Source organism: Amycolatopsis sp. lyj-108 (genome assembly GCF_046549005.1).
In the GTDB taxonomy this organism is placed as follows: domain Bacteria; phylum Actinomycetota; class Actinomycetes; order Mycobacteriales; family Pseudonocardiaceae; genus Amycolatopsis.
The window spans coordinates 992459-1008318 of record NZ_JAJPWQ010000002.1 but is presented as its reverse complement, the minus strand read 5'-3'; the positions used below and the strand labels follow the sequence as shown (position 1 = coordinate 1008318).

The window sequence follows — 15860 nt, the reverse complement described above, 5'->3', positions numbered from 1 at the left end:
GCTCGGACTGTTCGGTACTCAAGACCGCTCCACCTCTCGTTCCACGACATCGAGTCCGTCCGCCAGCCGCACCAGGGCGGCGTCATCGGCGGGCGGGTCCCCGTACAACAGCGCGCCGATTTCGGCCGGGGCCCGGCCGGTCCGCATGGCGATGGATTCCACCAGCGCCGCGGGTTCGGCGTCACGGGTGAGCCCCAGCAACGGCCGGAGCCGCGCGCGGGCAGCCTCACGCAGGGTCTCCCCGGCGTGCGCGGCGGCCTTCGCCTTGCGATACAACCTCGCCCGTCCCTCGGTGGCCTCGGCCGCGCGCACCACGACGGGGATCGGCTCGGTCACCACCTGGCCCAGCCGCCGCGAGCGCCACAACGCCAGCAGCACCACCGCGATCCCGGCCTGCAACGCCGCGTACGACCAGCCCGCCGGGATCAGTTCGGACAGCGGCTTCTTCTCAGCCTCAAGCGAAGGATCCGCCGGCGTCGGCAGGTACCAGACCAGCCGTTCGTGCTTCCCGAGCAACCGCATCGCGAGCGCCGCGTTGCCCTCGTTCGCGAGCCATTCGTTGGTCAGCGGCTCGGGGGTGCCGAGTACGGTGACCGTCCCTTCCGGACCGGGCACTTCGAGATACGAGCCGCCGTAGCATTCCTGTGCTCGCGGCTGCGTGGCCATGTACTTCAAGCCGCCCATCGTCGCGCTGCCCGCCGCGACGGGATCCGCGGCCTGGCAGTCCGGGACACGGGTCTCGGTTTCGAGCTGGCCGGTCGACCGCACACCCGGGAGGATTTCCTCGACCGTGGCAGGACTCGGCTGCACCAGCACGACATGCTTGGCACTCCGCCGGATTTCGGCGAAGGTGTTCTTGGGCAGGTACGCGGGCTGGGTGATCAAGACGGTCGCGTCCCTCGCGACGCCCTTGGCCGCGGCGGCGGTGCGCACGACCGGGATCTTGACGCCTTCCCGTTCCAGCAAGGTCGCCAGCGCACGGCTGCCACCGGGCTCGTAGGACCCCGGTTCGAGCGCGCCGGTGGTCTGCTCGCCCTGGACGAGGACGAGCAGCGTCCCGGTCAGCACGAGCATGAGGACGACCGCGAGCGGCAACCGCACCCCGCGCCAGATCCGGCGGGCGTCGGGCGAAACCGAGGTCATCCGGCCGCCAAGGCGACCGGCCTGGCACGACGGCAGCGTTCGTCCAGTTCGGACAGTGACCGGTAGCCGGCCTCGGTGGCCGGGATGCCGCCGTAGTGGACGTCGTCGAACAGCCGGGCGCCGGCGCGCAGGGCAACGGCGACGTCGGGGAGCAGCCGTCCGGCTTCGATGGCGGCCTCGTCGGCGGTCCGGCCGGACTTCTCGTCCAGCAACGCCCGTTCCTCCAAAGACCGCACCACGGCACGGAAGAGCTCACGGACGGCGTCGTCGAAGTCGCCCCGCGACGCGGCTTCCTCGGCCGCTTTGCGATGTTCGCCGGAAGCCTTGCGCTGCCCGGCGAACACGGCGCGGCCGCTCTTGGCCGACGCCGCCAGCGGGCCCGACTTCAGCCGGATCACCACGACCACCACGATCAGCACGACGACCAGCAGCACCACGGCGAAGATCCCGCCTGGCACGGCGCTGTCGACGGTTTCGAGGACGCCGAACAGCTTTTCGAGCACCCAGCTGAACGCCTGGGACAGCCAGCTCGGCTTCGCGGCCTGATAAGCCTGACCCGCGAGCTCCTCGGCGGCACGCAGCCGGGCGGTGTCCCGGTCGATGTCGACCGGGACCTCGGAGAGGAAACGCGTCACCATGCCTGCGGCGGGGGCGGCGTCGCGATCCCGGCCGCGCGGGCCAGTTCGATGTCCATTCCCTCACGGCGCATCCGCTGATCGATGTAGAGGATCACGGTCACCAGCGCGGAGAACGGGCCGACGATCGTCTGCGCGATCACCGTGCCCACCGACTGCAGGATCAGGTCACCGGTCGAGGGGATGTACACCTGCTCGGGATCGGTGAACAGGGTCATGAACGCGCCGAAGCTGAACGGCATCGTGATGATCATCGCCAGGAACGCCGAGATCACGGCGGCCAGCAGCAGGATCCCGAAGATCCGCCAGAACATCCCCGAGACCAGCTTCGCCGACCGGCGGAACGCCTCCCGCACGGTGCCGCGTTCCAGCAGCAGCGCCGGGCTGGCCAGCGCCCAGAAGGTGAAGGGGATGATCGCGGGCACGAAACAGAAGATCGCCGCGACCATGATCGCCAGCGTGTAGAGCACGGTCAGCCCGAGCAGCGGCAGCAGCCGTCCCGCCGCCTCCTTCACCGCCTCCTTGAAGACGATCGGCTTGCCCAGTGCGGCCTTGCCCATCAAGACCGTCAGGAACCCGGTGAGCAGCGTGGTCCCGATCATCGTGGCGATCAGGCTGACGAAGCTCGCCGCCAACGATCCGCCGAGCATGTCCAGCGTCTGGTTCAGCAGTTCCTGATCGGTGGCCGCCGGACCCAGATCGCGGAGCCGCTCGAGGTCCTCGGTCGTGTCGACCAGGAAGTACCCGATCAGATCGATGGCCGCGGTCAGCACGGCGGTCACGGCGGCGGCGCCGAAGACCATCCGCCAGTACCGGCGCATGGTCGTGACCGCGCCGTCGAGGATGTCGGTGAGGTTCAGCGGGCGCAGCGGGATGACCCCTGGCCTGCCGAGACCGACCTTCCAGTTCGGATACTGCTGCTGTTGCTGCGGCGCCTGGTAGGACGGCAGCGGAGGCGGCGTTGCCCCGGACGGGGACTGCCACTGCTGCTCAGGCGCCGGTGACGGCGGCACTTCCCCCCGCGGTGGTGTCGGCAGGTCCGCCTGCGGCTGTGCCGGTTCGCCCGCCTGCGGCTGTGCCGGTTTGCCCGGAGTCTCGGTACCTTCCGGCCCGGACGGTCCGCCGGTCTCCGTCATGCGACAGCCCCTCTACCCGTTCACGTTGCTTACGCCCACTCTTCCAGAGGGTCCGACACCCGGCCAGAGCTGGGGTGACGACACTGATGGGTGACCACTCGCCTCATGCTGGATACCCTCTGCAGCCGAGCTGTGGGAAGGGACACCGTTAGCTCGTTATGCTGAACATCGGGCCGGGTACCCCCGGTTCGCCCCTAGAACCACCGGGACCGACTTGATGACGCAACCGCCCCACGGCCAGTGGCCGCCACGCGGCGCCGTCCAGCCACCGCCGGTGCACGGCCAGCCCCCTGCGCAGTGGCATGGCGCGCCGCACCAGTTTCCGCCGCCGCCACCGCGTCGGCGGTCCGTGGGCGCGATCGTGGGCATCTGCCTCGGTGCGGTCGCCGTACTGGTCCTCGGCCTGGTCGCGATCATTTCACTCAATCGTGACGGCACCGATCACGTGGCGAACGCGGGCTATTCGACCCTGCCGAACCCGACTTCCCCGGCCGCGTTGCCGCCGAGCGGGTCTTCTTCGCCGTCGTCCTCGACGAACCCGTTCCCGTCGTCGCCGTCCAAGGCGCCGTCGTCGTCGAGCGGGCCGCAGAAGATCCTCAAACTCGCGGACCACCCGATCCTCCAGGACCCCAACGCGGGCCTGCAGAACCGGGTCTGCACGCTGCCGCAGTGGCAGAGCAGCCAGCAGGCCGCCGAGGCGTTCTTCACCGCGGCGGGCAAATGCCTCGACAACGCGTGGGGACCGTTCCTCGACGCCTATGACCTGCCGTTCACCCCGCCCGCGCTGCACTTCCCGACCGGGGCCAGCTTCGAAACCGAATGCGGCACGATCCAGGTGGGCATCGCGACGGCGGCGTACTACTGCGAGAACAACCTCTACGTGCCGTTCCGTGGTCTTCAGACCGACCAGTACGGCAACAACCCCGGCGTCTACCTCGCCCTTTTCGCGCACGAGTACGGGCATCACGTGCAGGAGGTCGCCGGGCTGATGGACGCCGCCTGGCAGAAGATCTACGACGCGGGCCAGAACAGCCCCGCCGGGCTGGAGATGTCACGGCGCAAGGAACTCCAGGCGCAGTGCTTCTCCGGGATGTTCCTCGGCGCGCACGTCGACCAGGGCGGCACGGTCAGCCGGGACATGTACAACAAGGCATGGAACGACCAGGAGACCCGGGGCGACAACACCTCACGCAGCCAGGACCACGGGACGAACGCGCATTACGCGTCCTGGTGGCGGGCGGGCGCGAGCAACAACCGGATCGCCGACTGCAACACCTTCTCGGCCCCGGGAAGCGCCGTTTCCTGACTTCCGCGCGTGTCTCGAGGCGGATCACGCGAGTTCCGCCTTCAATCACGCGTGTTCGCGGGATCAGGCCGTCGCGAGCCTCCGCGGCCCGCGTAACACCAGGTAGACGTACATCCCTCCGGCGAAGCAGCTGAACACCAGCAGCGCCATCCCGAGCGGCCGTCGCGCGTCGCTGGCTCCCGCTGTCGCGTCGGCCGCGTGCACCGAGACGCCGTCGCCCGAAGCCCCGTCCGGGACGACGACCTCGAGGGGCTCGCCCTTGCCGTGCCCGCAGCCGTTGAGCGAACCCTCCATCGGCTTACCGCCGAATTCGAACTTGACCTTCTCGGTCGCGCCGCCGCCCGTGCAGGGCGCGGGCTCGACGACCTCCGCCCGCACGGTCGTCCCCCGGGGCTCGTTCGTGATGCCGAACAGCCCCGGCCCGGCGAACCAGGCCAGAAAGATCACCAGCAGGCCGGCACCGGCCGCCACGGCCAGGGAGTTCCACCCCGGGGTGAGCCCTCTGGCGGGGTCCGATCGCTTGCGCACGAACGCCATGCTTCCAGAACCGGGCGGCAAAACACAGGAGGCCGGGGAGGCGACACCAAAGCTCCCCCGCTACCGCTCGATCGTCTCCGCGGAGGTCACCTTCCGGACGTACAGCAGCTTGTCGCCCGGCTCGATCGCGTCCGCCTGCGGAGCGTCCACGCGGTAGAGGACGCCGTCGCGGACGAGACCCAGCACGATGTCCGACAGATGCCGCGGCGAACCGCCCTCTTCGGACGGCTCCACCGGGCGTTCGGCGATCGCGAGACCGGACTCGGGGGTGAGGAGGTCCTCGACCATGTCGACCACCAGCGGCGTCGACGTCGCCATGCCGAGCAGTCGCCCGGCGGTCTCGCTCGACACCACGACCTGGTTCGCGCCCGACTGCTTGAGCAGGTGGACGTTCTCCGTTTCACGCACCGAAGCCACGATGTGCGCCTTCGGTGCCAGCTCGCGTGCGGTCAGCGTGACCAGTACCGCGGTGTCGTCCCGGTTCGGGGCGACGACCACGGCCTTGGCCCGCTGCACCCCGGCGACGCGCAGCACGTCGGCGCGGGTGGCCGAACCGTGCACGACCACCAGGCCGAGCGCGGTGGCCGCTTCGAGGGCTTGCTGGTCGGTGTCGACGACGACGATGTGGTCGGGTTCGACGTTCTCGTCCCCGAGCAGCGCGTTGACCGCCGACCGGCCCTTCGTGCCGAATCCGACGACGACCGTGTGGTCACGCACCTTCGTCCTCCACTTTTGGATCTTGAAAGCCTGGCGGGAGCGCTCGGTGAGCACTTCGAGAGTGGTACCGACCAGGACGATGAGGAAAAGCACCCGAAGCGGGGTGATCACCAGGACGTTCACCAGCCGCGCGGACGACGTCGCGGGCGCGATGTCACCGTACCCCGTGGTCGACAGCGACACTGTCGCGTAATAGAGGCTGTCGAGCAGGCTGAGCCCGTCGCCGTTGGCGTCGCGGTAGCCGTCCCGGTCGAAGTAGACGATCAGGACGGTCGCGAGCAGGGCGAGCATCGCGCCGATGATCCGTTTGAGGATCGACCGCAGCGGGCTGACCGTCAGTTCCGGCATGCGGATCACGCCGACGAGCTCGTGGTCCGGACGGTCGCTCAGCCGGACCGGGAAGCGCTTGAGAACCTTCATGCACAGGCTCCGGCCTGGTCCGCGTCACTCACGGTCGGGAGGATAGCCGAAGATCCTCACGTTGAGCGCGGTATGCGAAGCTCAGGGCATGTCTTCGGATTCCAAGCCGTCTCAGCGGCCCGCGTATTTCCTCGCCGGCCTGCTCGGCGCGGCCGGTGTGCTGCACTTCGCCCAGCCGAAGCCCTTCGACGCCATCATCCCGAAGCAGCTCCCGGGCTCCCCGCGGGCATGGACCTACGGCTCCGGTGTGGCCGAGCTGGGCGTCGCCGCCGCGATCGCCGCGCCGAAGACCCGGCGGCTCGGCGGGCTCGCGGCCGCGCTGCTGTTCGTCGTGGTCCTGCCGGGGAACGTGAAGATGGCCGTCGACGCCGACCGCCGAAAGGCGCCGAAGCACTGGCGGGCGGCCTTCTGGGCCCGCGTCCCGCTCCAGATCCCGCTGGTGACCTGGGCACTGAAGGTGCGCGACCGCGCCTGACCCCCTCCCCCGCAATTCGTCACCTACTTGCGGTAGTTGCACGCGCAAGGACCGCAAGTAGGTGCCGAATTGCGCGGCGGGGCGGTGGCGCGGGCACCGTGTGGATTTCGGTGCGTTAGATGACCAGAAATCCACACAGTCACAGTCACAGTCACGGCGGCGGGCCGACGCTCGATGTCCCGCATTTCGTCCTCTGAACGCGCGGCGGGCAGGCGAGGTGTGTGGATATAGGGACGTTGAGTGTCCCTATATCCACACACCCCTCACGTTCGGTCACCTCTCGGTCTTGACCGGGCCGATGATGCGCGCACCGTGTGACCAGAAATCCACACAGTCACGGCCACAACGCACCACACACCGCCTGAACCCCGCAATTCGTCACCTACTTGCGGTAGTTGCACGCGCAAGGACCGCAAGCAGGTGCCGAATTGCTAGATCGTCGGGACGCTCCGCAGTAGTTGCCGCAGGCCTTCGGCGTCCAGCAGGTCCGCCGGGCGGACGGTCTTGTCGTGTTTCACGTAGTGGAACGCCGCTCGCACCTTCTCGACCGGCACCTTCTTGAGAGCCGCCCACGCCAGCCGGTACGCCGCCAGCTGCACGGCCAGCGGCGCGAGCCGGTCTTTCTCCGGCACCGCGCCGGTCTTCCAGTCGACGACGGTCCACCTGCCGTCGGCGTCGGCGAACACGGCGTCCATCCGCCCGCGCAGCGTCACGCCCACGACATCCGCCGAAAAAGGGACCTCGACGGCGTGCGGCACCCGGTGCGACCACTCGCTCTTCTCGAACGCCGTCTGCAATGCCTCCAGCTCGGAGTCGGGCGCTTCGTCGACGTCCGCCGCGCCCGGCAGGTCGTCGATCTCCAGCAGCTGCTCGCCGCCGAACCGCTGCTCCAGCCAGCCGTGGAACGCCGTCCCCCGGCGCGCGTAAGTGTTGGGGCGCACGGGAAGCGGTCGCCGCAGCCGTTTCGCCAGCGCGGCGGGGTCGGCCGACAGCTCGACCAGCTGACTCACCGAGAGATGCGCCGGCAGGACGACCTGCTGAACGCGGTTCTGCGCCCGCGCGCGCTCCTCCAGCAGCACCTTGGTGTCGGAAATCCAGCCGTCCGGATCGTCCTCTTCCTCTTCACTGTCTTCCGCGTCTTCCATCGCGCCGACGACCAGATCGACGCCGTTGGTGACTCCTTCGCGCCGCGGCCACAGCGGATCGATCGGCCACCGCGACCGGCGGGAGTCGGCGACCAGCGGGTTCTCCCCATCGGCTTCCGGCTCGTCGGCCCAGTGCTCGATCCGGCCGACCGAGTTCCCGCGCATGACCTCGCCGATTTCGAGCAAGAACTCCGAAGGCCCCTTCGGCCGCGCGCTGCTCTCGTTCCACCAATGGCCGGAGATCAGCATCGTGTGTTCGGAGCGGGTCAGCGCGACGTAGCAGAGCCGCCGCTCCTCGTCCGCTTCCCGCGCGATGAAGCCTTCTTCGTGCAGTTCCAGCGCTTCCTGCACTTCCTTGCGGTCCGAGCCTTCGGGGATCCGCAGCTCCGGCAGGTCCTCCGAATCCCCGCGCAGCGCGGCGGGCAACGAGGTCGACGTCCGCAGCCACGACGACGAACGCCGCCGTCCAGGGAAGACCTCCTTGACCAGATGCGGGATCGCGACGATGCGCCATTCCAGCCCCTTGGCCGAATGCACGGTCAGCACCTGGACCCGATCCGGGACGACCTCCACCTCGCCGGGGGTGAGCCCGTCCTCCGCGTGCGCGGCCGTGTTCAGGTAGTCCACAAAGGACAAAAGAGTGGCCGTCGGCGACGTCTCGGCGAAATCCGTGACGACGTCGGCGAAAGCGTCCAGATGCGCGCGTCCGGCCGGCCCCGGGCGGGCCAGCGATTCGACGTCGAGCAGCATGGTGCGTTCCACGTCGGCGACCAGTTCCGGCAGCGACTGGTCGAGCCGTCGCCGCAACGCCGAAAGCTCGGCGCCGATCTTCCGGATCCGTCGGAACCCCTCGGACGAATACCGGTCCGGCGTCCCGGGATCGTCGATCGCGTCGGCGAGGCCCGCCTGTTCGACCCGTTCGGTCACCAGCACCGGTTCGTCCACATCGGACTTTCCCGAAGGCGGCACCGGCGACGACAGTTCGCCCGCACGGCGCCACAACGCCGCGAGGTCGGCCGCCGCGATCCGCCAGCGCGCCCCGGTCAGCAACCGGGCGGCGGCGCTGCCCGCGAGCGGATCGGCGAGCACCCGCAACGTGCTGACCAGGTCCGCGACCTCGGGTTCGTCGAGGAGGCCGCCAAGGCCGACGACCTCGACCGGAAGCCCGCGTGCGCGCATCTCCGCCGCGATCGGCGCCATGTCGGCGCGGCGGCGCACCAGAACCGCCGCGGTCGGCGGCTTTCCGGTCTCCTCCACGGTTTCGAACCAGCGCTTCGCCACCGCGTCGGCCACCCACTCGCGTTCGGCGCGGACGTCCGGCAGCAGCGCGGCGGCGATGTCGGCCGTCCCCACGCCCTCCAGCGCACGCAGCCGCGCGACACCGAGCCCGCGTTCCCGCAACGGTTCCGAAATCGCGTTCGCGAGTTCGAGCACCTCGGGCGGGTTGCGGAAACTGGTCAGCAGCCCGAAATCCAGCGCCGGAACGAGTCGTTCGCCGTTGTCGCGCGGGAAGTCCGTGGTGAACCGGGGCAGGTTCGCCGCGCTCGCCCCGCGCCAGCCGTAGATGGCCTGCGCCGGGTCGCCCACCGCGGTCACCGGCATCGGCGGATGCTCGACGCCGCCGAACAGCGACCGCAGCAGGATCCGCTGGGCGTGCCCGGTGTCCTGGTACTCGTCGAGCAGGACGGCGCCGTAGCGTTCCCGCTCCCCCGCGACCACCGCCGGATAGCTGCTGGCGAGCTGCGCTGCCAAGGACATCTGGTCGGCGAAGTCGAGCGCGCCCTCGGCCCGCTTCCGCGCATGATACGCCTCGACCAGCGGCAGTAGAGCGAGCCGAAAACGTTGTGCAGTCATGACTTCGGCCAGTTTCTGCGGCAGCGCCGCACGCTGGCCCTTTGCCCGCGGCGCGTTCTCGATGACCTCGCACAGCCAGGACGTGTACTGCGCCAGCCGTTCTGGCTCGACCAGATGCTCACCGAGTTCCCCGGCCAGTGCCAGCAACTGCGCCGTCACCGTGGCCGGCACGCGATCGGTGTCGAGGTCATTGTCCCAAGTGGACACCACGCGATGCGAGAACTGCCACGAAGACGTCTCCGAAAGCAGCCGGACTCCGGGCTGGACGGGCAGCCGCAGGCCGTGTTCGGACAGCAGCCGTCCGGCGTACGCGTGATAGGTGAGCACCGTCGGTTCGCCGGCCGTCACCGTCATGCGCAGGTCGGTGGTCGGGTCGATCCGGTCGAGCAGCCCCGATCCGACGAGGCGGCGCAGCCGGGTGCGGACGCGTTCGCCGAGCTGGCGGGCGGCCTTGCGGGTGAAGGTCAGGCCGAGGACGCGTTCCGGCGGCACGATGCTGTTGGCCACCAGCCACACCACGCGCGCGGCCATCGTCTCGGTCTTGCCCGCGCCCGCGCCGGCGACCACCAGCGACGGCTCGATGGGCGCGGCGATGACCTCGGCCTGCTCGTCGGTCGGGCTGTGCAGGCCGAGCGCGCGGGCGATCTCGCCCGGTTCGACCTGACGGCGCTGGAGTGCGGAGATCAAGGCCCGGTCACCTGCCTGCCCTCGGGCCGCAGCGGACAGCAACCCCTTGCCGGGCAACGATCACAGTCCGGGTTCTCGGTGACCCCGTACTCCGGGCCCGCGGCGGATCCGGCCGCCGAACGCACCAGTTCGAGCCACTGCTTGCCGCCGCCGGAGTCCAGCGGAGCCTGCTCGCGCTGGGTGGATCCGGTCTTGTTGTTGGACTTCGCGACGTAGACCAGCCGCGCGCCACCGGGTTTCGAACCGCCTTCGACCGCGCCGAGCAGCACGGCGAGCTGGTACGCGGCGAGCTGCGGATGCTGTTCCGCGTCGGCGGCGGAGATCGGGACCTTGCCGGTCTTGATGTCGATGACGACCGGACGGCCGTCCTTGTCCATCTCCACGCGGTCGACACGGCCGCGCAGGAGCACGCGGACGTCGTCATCTCCGACCGGAAGCTCGACCTCGATGTCCTGCTCGACCCCGGCTTCGATCAGCTCCTTGCGGCTGGATTCCAGCCAGGAGATGAAGTTCCGCAACATCTGCTCGACCCGCGACCGCTCGCGGCGCGAGAACCACGGCGCTCCCGCGTCGACCCGCACCCACGCTTCGTCGAGGGCGGCGCGGATCTGCTCGTCGCTGCTGCCGCCCGCGACCGCCTGCGCGAGGCCGTGCACCAGGGTTCCCGTGACGGCCGCGAGTTGCGCCGGGTCGCTGCCGCCGTGGCGTTCGATCAGCCACCGCAGCGGACATTTGACCAGAACCTCCACAGTGGACGGTGAGATGCGGATGAGGTCGCCCGGCCCGTGCACGGGTTCGCCGGTGGAGGGTTCCAGCAGGCCGTACCAGGTGCCCGGATGCGCGCCCGGCACCCCGGCGGCGGCCAGTTTGGCGAGCTGACGCGCCGCTCGCTGCCGCCTTTCCGGCTCGCTCGATTCGTCGCAGACCACCTCGCGCAGTTCACCGACGAGTTCGGCGAGCACCAGCGAACGTCCGGCAGGCTTCATCCGCGAATCGAGGCCGCCGTCGTCCGCGCCGTTCTCTTCGAGGTCGTCGATGAACCGCGAGGGCTGCTCGTCCTCCCCCGCGACCGCGCTGACCAGCAACGTCTTCCGCGCGCGGCTCGCGGCGAGGTAGAACAGCCGCCGCTCTTCGGCGAGGATCGGCGCGGTGGCGGACACCTTCTCGTCGTCGACGCCGGACATGAGGTCGACCAGCCGCTCCACGCCGAGCACGGAACCGCGCAGCCGCAGATCCGGCCAGCTGCCCTCCTGCACACCGGCGATGGACACGACCGTCCACTCGCGACCGGCGGCCGCGTGCGCCGTCAGCAGCGAGACGCCGTCGCTCTTCATGGCCGCGGGCGCGAGCGTGTCACCCGCGATGTTCTGCGAGGACAGGTAATCCGCGAACGAAGCGACACTCGCCTTCGGCAATCTGTCGACATAGCGACCGGCCGCGTCGAAGAGGGCGACGATCGCGTCGAGATCCCGGTCCGCCTGCGAGCCGAGAGAACCACCGCGGTCGACCAAGCGCAGCAGGCGCTGCTCCAGACCGCTGGCCTGCCACAGATCCCACAGCACCTGCTCGACACCGTCGCCGCGGACCACGGCCTGGTGCGCGGCGTGCAGCAGACCGCCGACCCGGCGCATCGGCAGCGACTCGGCATCGGCGAGGCCGGTGAGGACATCGTTGGTACGTAAGGCTTCCACCAGCAGCTCGTCGCTCGATCGCTGCCCGCCGCCGGCGAGTTCCAGCCTGCGCAGGCCACGACGCAGCCGCCGCAGGGCGAGCGGATCCGCGCCGCCCAGCGGCGACGACAACAGCATCTCGGCGAGGTCGACGTCGAGCAGGTCCGGATCCGCGGCGAGCCGCAGCATCGCCAGCAGAGGCCGGACCGCGGGCTGCTTCGCGAGCGGCAGCTCCTCGGTGGCCGAACCGATCGGCACCCCGGCAGCCCGCAAAGCGCGTTGCAGGACAAGGAAAGTACGGGCGGGCGACCGGACGAGCACCGCCATCTCCGACCACGGCACGCCGTCGACGAGATGCGCGCGACGCAGCTGATCGGCGATCCAGCTCGCCTCGGCGGCCGGGGTCGGCATCAGGCGGACGCGGACGGCGCCGCCCTCGGCGTCCGGCGCGTCGACGAGTTTGCGCTGCGGCGACGAGCCGGGCAGCACCGAGCCGAGTTTCGTGACGGCCGTGCGGATCACCGGGGCGAGCCGGTGCGCCGTGGTCAGCAGGACGGTGCGTTCGCCGTCCTCGTCCGCGTCGGCGAACAGCCGGGGATCCGCGCCGCGGAAGGAGAACACGGACTGATCGGGATCACCCGCGACGACGAATTCGTCGGCCGCGTGCCCGATGAGCCGGATGAGCTGGGTCTGCAACGGGTCGAGATGCTGGGCGTCGTCGACGAACAGGTGCCGGACGCGGCGCTGCTCGCGTTCACGCAGTTCGGGGTCGTCCTCCAGCGCGAGCAGCGCGGAAGTGACGAGCTCCGCCGCGTCCAGCGCGGGCGCGCTCGCGACGCCGAGCGCGTTGCCGCCCGCGCCCTGCAGCAGCGTGACCTCTTCGTACTGGCTCCAGAAGCGCCCGGCCGCGATCCACTCGTCGCGGCCGCGCCGCCTGCCGAGTTCGACCAGATCCTCCGGGCCGAGCCCGCGTTCGGCGGCACGGAGCAGAAGGTCTCGCAGTTCCTCGGCGAAACCGGGCACGTTCAACGCGGGCCGCAGCTGCTCTGGCCAGTCGAGCGCGCCCGCCTCGATGTCGCCGGCGAGCAGATCGCGGACGACGACGTCCTGCTCCGCTCCGGCCAGCAGGCGGGGAGGCGGGAGTTCATCGGCCTGCGCCTCCATCCGCAACAGCGCGTACGCGTACGAGTGCACCGTGCGCACGAGCGGCTCACGGATCGTGCGCGGCAGCGGATCCTCTTCCGGATCGGTGGTGAGCCGATGGGTGATGTCGGCGCGCAGGACCTCGGCCGCCTTGCGAGAAGTGGTCAGGATGAGCACGCTCTCCGGGTCCGCGCCCTCCGCGATACGCCGCGAAGCCGCCGAGGCCAGCAATGCCGTCTTGCCCGTGCCAGGGCCGCCGAGGACCCGGCGGAAGCCGTCCGGGGCGGCCAGGAGGCGCCGGGCGCCGGAATCCCACTGGAACGAGGGCGTGCCGGTGACCGGCGTGCGGACCAGCCGCGCGTCGGTTCCTGCCGCTGTTCGCCGCCCGTTCACGCCCACGATGGAACCACGCCCCGCCGACACAACCTCGCAGCGGCACGGCAAAGTGGTCCCATGGATGACGAACTGCACGAGCGGGTGCGCGAGGTCATCGCGAGCGTGCCCGCCGGCTCGGTCGCGACTTATGGGGATATAGCGTCGGTTTCGGGGGCCCCGTCCCCACGGCTGGTCGGGCGGATCCTCGGCGAGGACGGCCAGGACCTGCCTTGGCACCGCATTCTGCGGGCCGACGGGACGCCTGCCCCGCATCTGGTCCACGAGCAGCTGGAGAAGCTGCGCGCGGAGGGCGTCCTGGCCGACGGGCAGCGCGTCGACCTGCGAAAATACCGGTGGCAGCGTGATCCCGGCGACGACGCTGGTCCCGGCGCTCTCTTTTAGGTTAGCCTCGCCTAATGAGTTACATCGAGGCGAAGGTGACCGGGGTCCGGAGGCTGACCCCGCATATGAGCAGGGTGACCTTCTCGGGGGCGTCGCTGGTGGACCACGCTCCCGACCAGTACCTGAAGGTGTTCTTCCCGCGGCCCGGCCAGGCGGAACCCGTGCTGCCCGCTCCGCTGAGCGGCGACGAAGTGCTGTCCTGGTACCGGACCTACCTCGCGATGCCCGAAGACGTCCGGCCGTCGATGCGCACCTACACCGTGCGCGCGCTGCGGCCGTCGGTGCAGGAGGTCGACATCGACTTCGTGCTGCACGGCGACGAAGGCCCCGCCTCGGCCTGGGCGTCGCGCGCTTCGGAGGGCGACCGAGTCGCCTTCCTGGGGCCGCACGGGCTCTACGACGTGCCCCCGGACACGACCTGGCAGCTACTGATCGGCGACGAGACCGCGATCCCGGCGATCGGCGCGATCGTCGAAGCACTGCCCGCCGGGACGCGAGCGGTGGTCTACGTCGAGATCGGTGATCGCGAGGATCGGCAGGTCTTCGAAACGCAGGGGACGGTGGAGCTGCACTGGGTGGTGCGGGGCTCCGGCCCTGTCGGCGACGCGGTGCTCGAAGCCGTGCGAAGGGCCGAACTGCCGGGCGGGACGCCTTACGCGTGGATCTCGGGCGAAGCGAACATGGTGAAGCTGGCGCGGCGGCACCTCGTGCGGGAGCGCGGAATGGACAAGCGGGCGATCTGCTTCACGGGGTACTGGCGGCAGGGCGTGAGCGAAGAGGCCGCCGGGCGGGAAGCGATGCGGCAGGCGGAAGCCGGGGAGGCTCCAGCCACCGAAGAGGACTAACGCCCCTTCGGGTCGGACTCGCGGCTACCGAAGGCACGTCCTCCTGCCCCCGACCTGCGGAAAGAGAGCAGGTCGCAGTTCAGTGCGGCACCCAAAGCGTCACCCGGGTCCCCCGACCCGGCTGCGAATCGATCGTCCCCCGCCCGCCGACCTCCGCCAGCCGCGCCATGATCGACTGGCTGATCCCGAATCCCGGCGGCCGGTCCAGCATGCTGAAGCCGGTCCCCTGATCCCGCGCGATGACCGCGACGCCGCCTTCGGACTCCTCGACGCGAAGCACGACCTGGTTCGTTCCGGCGTGCTTCACGGTGTTTCGGAGCGCTTCGCGGACGGCGTCGCGGATGGCGGTCCGGCGCGCGTGCGAGAGGCGGTAGTTCTCCTCGGTCTCGGCGGCGACGAGTTGGGTGCGGAGGCCGTCGCGCGCCATTTCGGTGGCGACCTCGGCGAGGTCCGCGGCGAGGCCGCGCGCCGACGGCGCGTCGGGACCGGCCAGTTCGCGGCGCAGTTCGGCGGCCTGCGCCCGGGCCGCGGCCCGCATCTCGGCGAGCCGTTGCGCGGTGGCGGAGTCGTCGTCGGGCGCCTCCATGCCCATCGCTTCCAGCGTTTGGAGCACGGAGTCGTGCATGACCCGCTGGGTCCGCAGGCGTTCGGCGCGCTGCCCGCGGCGCATCCCGATGCCCAGCGCGAACCGGGTCCCGACGCCGAGCAGGATCAGGATCCCGGCCGTGGTCACCATCGCCACGACGAGCGCGACCATGCAGCCGACCGATCGGCTCACCGCGAGCGGATGGTCGATCGGGAGTCCGCCGATCCAGGTCAGGAACGCGCGGAACGGCAAGGCCCCGATCAGCAGCAGGCAAGCGGCGGGCAGCCCGAACGACAGCGTCCACAACGCCACCGTCCCGACCATCCACGTCCACGCGACGTCGACGGCGAACGGCTGGATGTCGGTGGGCGCGGCCACGGCCACGATCGTCGTGAGCACCACGCCCACGGCGAGATCCGCGTACATCAGCCGCCCGGACGTCTTCGCCCGGATCCCGCGGCCCTTCACGACCCACCAGACCGCGAAGACGTTGAGCAGCACCGCCAGTAGCGTCGTGCTCAGCACCGGGACGATCCCCGCCGAACCGTTCGCGACCAGGAAACCGATGTATACCTTGGGAAACGCGGCCACGCGGTAGAAGATCGGGCCGAGGGCGGAGTAGCGCATGGCGCGCATCAGCAGCGAGTCCGCGGAGTCTTCCCGATAGCGCCAGTCGGGAACGGAATCGGGGTCGGGTGCTTCGTCGGCGGGGCTCGCGCCCAACACCGAGGAGCCCTTTCGCAACATCGCGCGCACGAACGTGACCGATTGAGACTCGGACATC

12 protein-coding genes are annotated in these 15860 nt (G+C 70.2%); 4 read left to right on the top strand and 8 right to left on the bottom strand.

Annotation, left to right across the window (positions count from 1 at the left end; genetic code table 11):
• Window positions 1-18 precede the first annotated feature (18 nt).
• From ACLJO0_RS11245 to ACLJO0_RS11235, 3 genes are read right to left on the bottom strand one after another with little or no spacing between them, the layout of a single operon-like run.
• Complete coding sequence (locus tag ACLJO0_RS11245; RefSeq protein WP_410578049.1) at window positions 19-1143, bottom strand: DUF4350 domain-containing protein; 1125 nt, start codon at window positions 1141-1143, stop codon at window positions 19-21.
• Entirely contained in the window at window positions 1140-1781 is a 642-nt protein-coding gene (locus ACLJO0_RS11240) for a DUF4129 domain-containing protein (RefSeq protein WP_410578047.1), read from the bottom strand. The genes ACLJO0_RS11245 and ACLJO0_RS11240 overlap by 4 nt, the downstream gene beginning before the upstream one ends.
• Complete coding sequence (locus tag ACLJO0_RS11235) at window positions 1775-2914, bottom strand: hypothetical protein (protein ID WP_410578046.1); 1140 nt, start codon at window positions 2912-2914, stop codon at window positions 1775-1777. Before ACLJO0_RS11235 ends, ACLJO0_RS11240 begins: the two co-directional genes overlap by 7 nt.
• Before the next feature lie 217 nt (window positions 2915-3131).
• On the opposite strand from ACLJO0_RS11235, the gene ACLJO0_RS11230 reads away from it, so the two are divergent.
• On the top strand, window positions 3132-4220 hold the full coding sequence (locus ACLJO0_RS11230) for a neutral zinc metallopeptidase (protein ID WP_410578044.1): 1089 nt from the start codon (window positions 3132-3134) through the stop codon (window positions 4218-4220).
• A gap of 63 nt (window positions 4221-4283) precedes the next feature.
• On the opposite strand, the gene ACLJO0_RS11225 is transcribed toward ACLJO0_RS11230, so the two are convergent.
• Both ACLJO0_RS11225 and ACLJO0_RS11220 read right to left on the bottom strand, forming a co-directional pair.
• A complete protein-coding gene (locus ACLJO0_RS11225) occupies window positions 4284-4691 on the bottom strand; it encodes a hypothetical protein (protein WP_410578236.1) in 408 nt (135 codons plus the stop codon).
• Window positions 4692-4817: 126 nt separating this feature from the next.
• Window positions 4818-5894, bottom strand: a complete 1077-nt coding sequence (locus ACLJO0_RS11220) for a potassium channel family protein (protein ID WP_125796650.1) — start codon at window positions 5892-5894, stop codon at window positions 4818-4820.
• 88 nt (window positions 5895-5982) lie between these two features.
• Between ACLJO0_RS11220 and ACLJO0_RS11215 the strand changes: the two genes are divergently transcribed.
• Window positions 5983-6369 carry a MauE/DoxX family redox-associated membrane protein gene (locus ACLJO0_RS11215; RefSeq protein WP_125781025.1) on the top strand — a complete coding sequence of 129 codons (387 nt, stop codon included), beginning with the start codon at window positions 5983-5985 and terminating at the stop codon, window positions 6367-6369.
• A gap of 431 nt (window positions 6370-6800) precedes the next feature.
• Here the strand turns inward: ACLJO0_RS11215 and ACLJO0_RS11210 are convergent, their stop codons facing one another.
• The gene (locus ACLJO0_RS11210; RefSeq protein WP_410578041.1) at window positions 6801-10055 is read right to left on the bottom strand and encodes an ATP-dependent helicase; all 3255 of its coding nucleotides are present in this window, start codon (window positions 10053-10055) and stop codon (window positions 6801-6803) included.
• Window positions 10052-13267: an ATP-dependent helicase gene (locus ACLJO0_RS11205; RefSeq protein WP_410578039.1), complete on the bottom strand. Its 3216-nt coding sequence runs from the start codon at window positions 13265-13267 to the stop codon at window positions 10052-10054. Before ACLJO0_RS11205 ends, ACLJO0_RS11210 begins: the two co-directional genes overlap by 4 nt.
• 54 nt (window positions 13268-13321) lie before the next feature.
• Between ACLJO0_RS11205 and ACLJO0_RS11200 the strand changes: the two genes are divergently transcribed.
• Window positions 13322-13645, top strand: coding sequence for an MGMT family protein (locus tag ACLJO0_RS11200; protein ID WP_125796648.1), 324 nt, complete (start codon window positions 13322-13324; stop codon window positions 13643-13645).
• A gap of 14 nt (window positions 13646-13659) precedes the next feature.
• Window positions 13660-14490, top strand: coding sequence for a siderophore-interacting protein (locus ACLJO0_RS11195; protein ID WP_410578037.1), 831 nt, complete (start codon window positions 13660-13662; stop codon window positions 14488-14490).
• Between the two features lie 79 nt (window positions 14491-14569).
• On the opposite strand, the gene ACLJO0_RS11190 is transcribed toward ACLJO0_RS11195, so the two are convergent.
• A complete protein-coding gene (locus ACLJO0_RS11190; RefSeq protein WP_410578035.1) occupies window positions 14570-15859 on the bottom strand; it encodes a sensor histidine kinase in 1290 nt (429 codons plus the stop codon).
• Window position 15860: the final 1 nt, after the last annotated feature.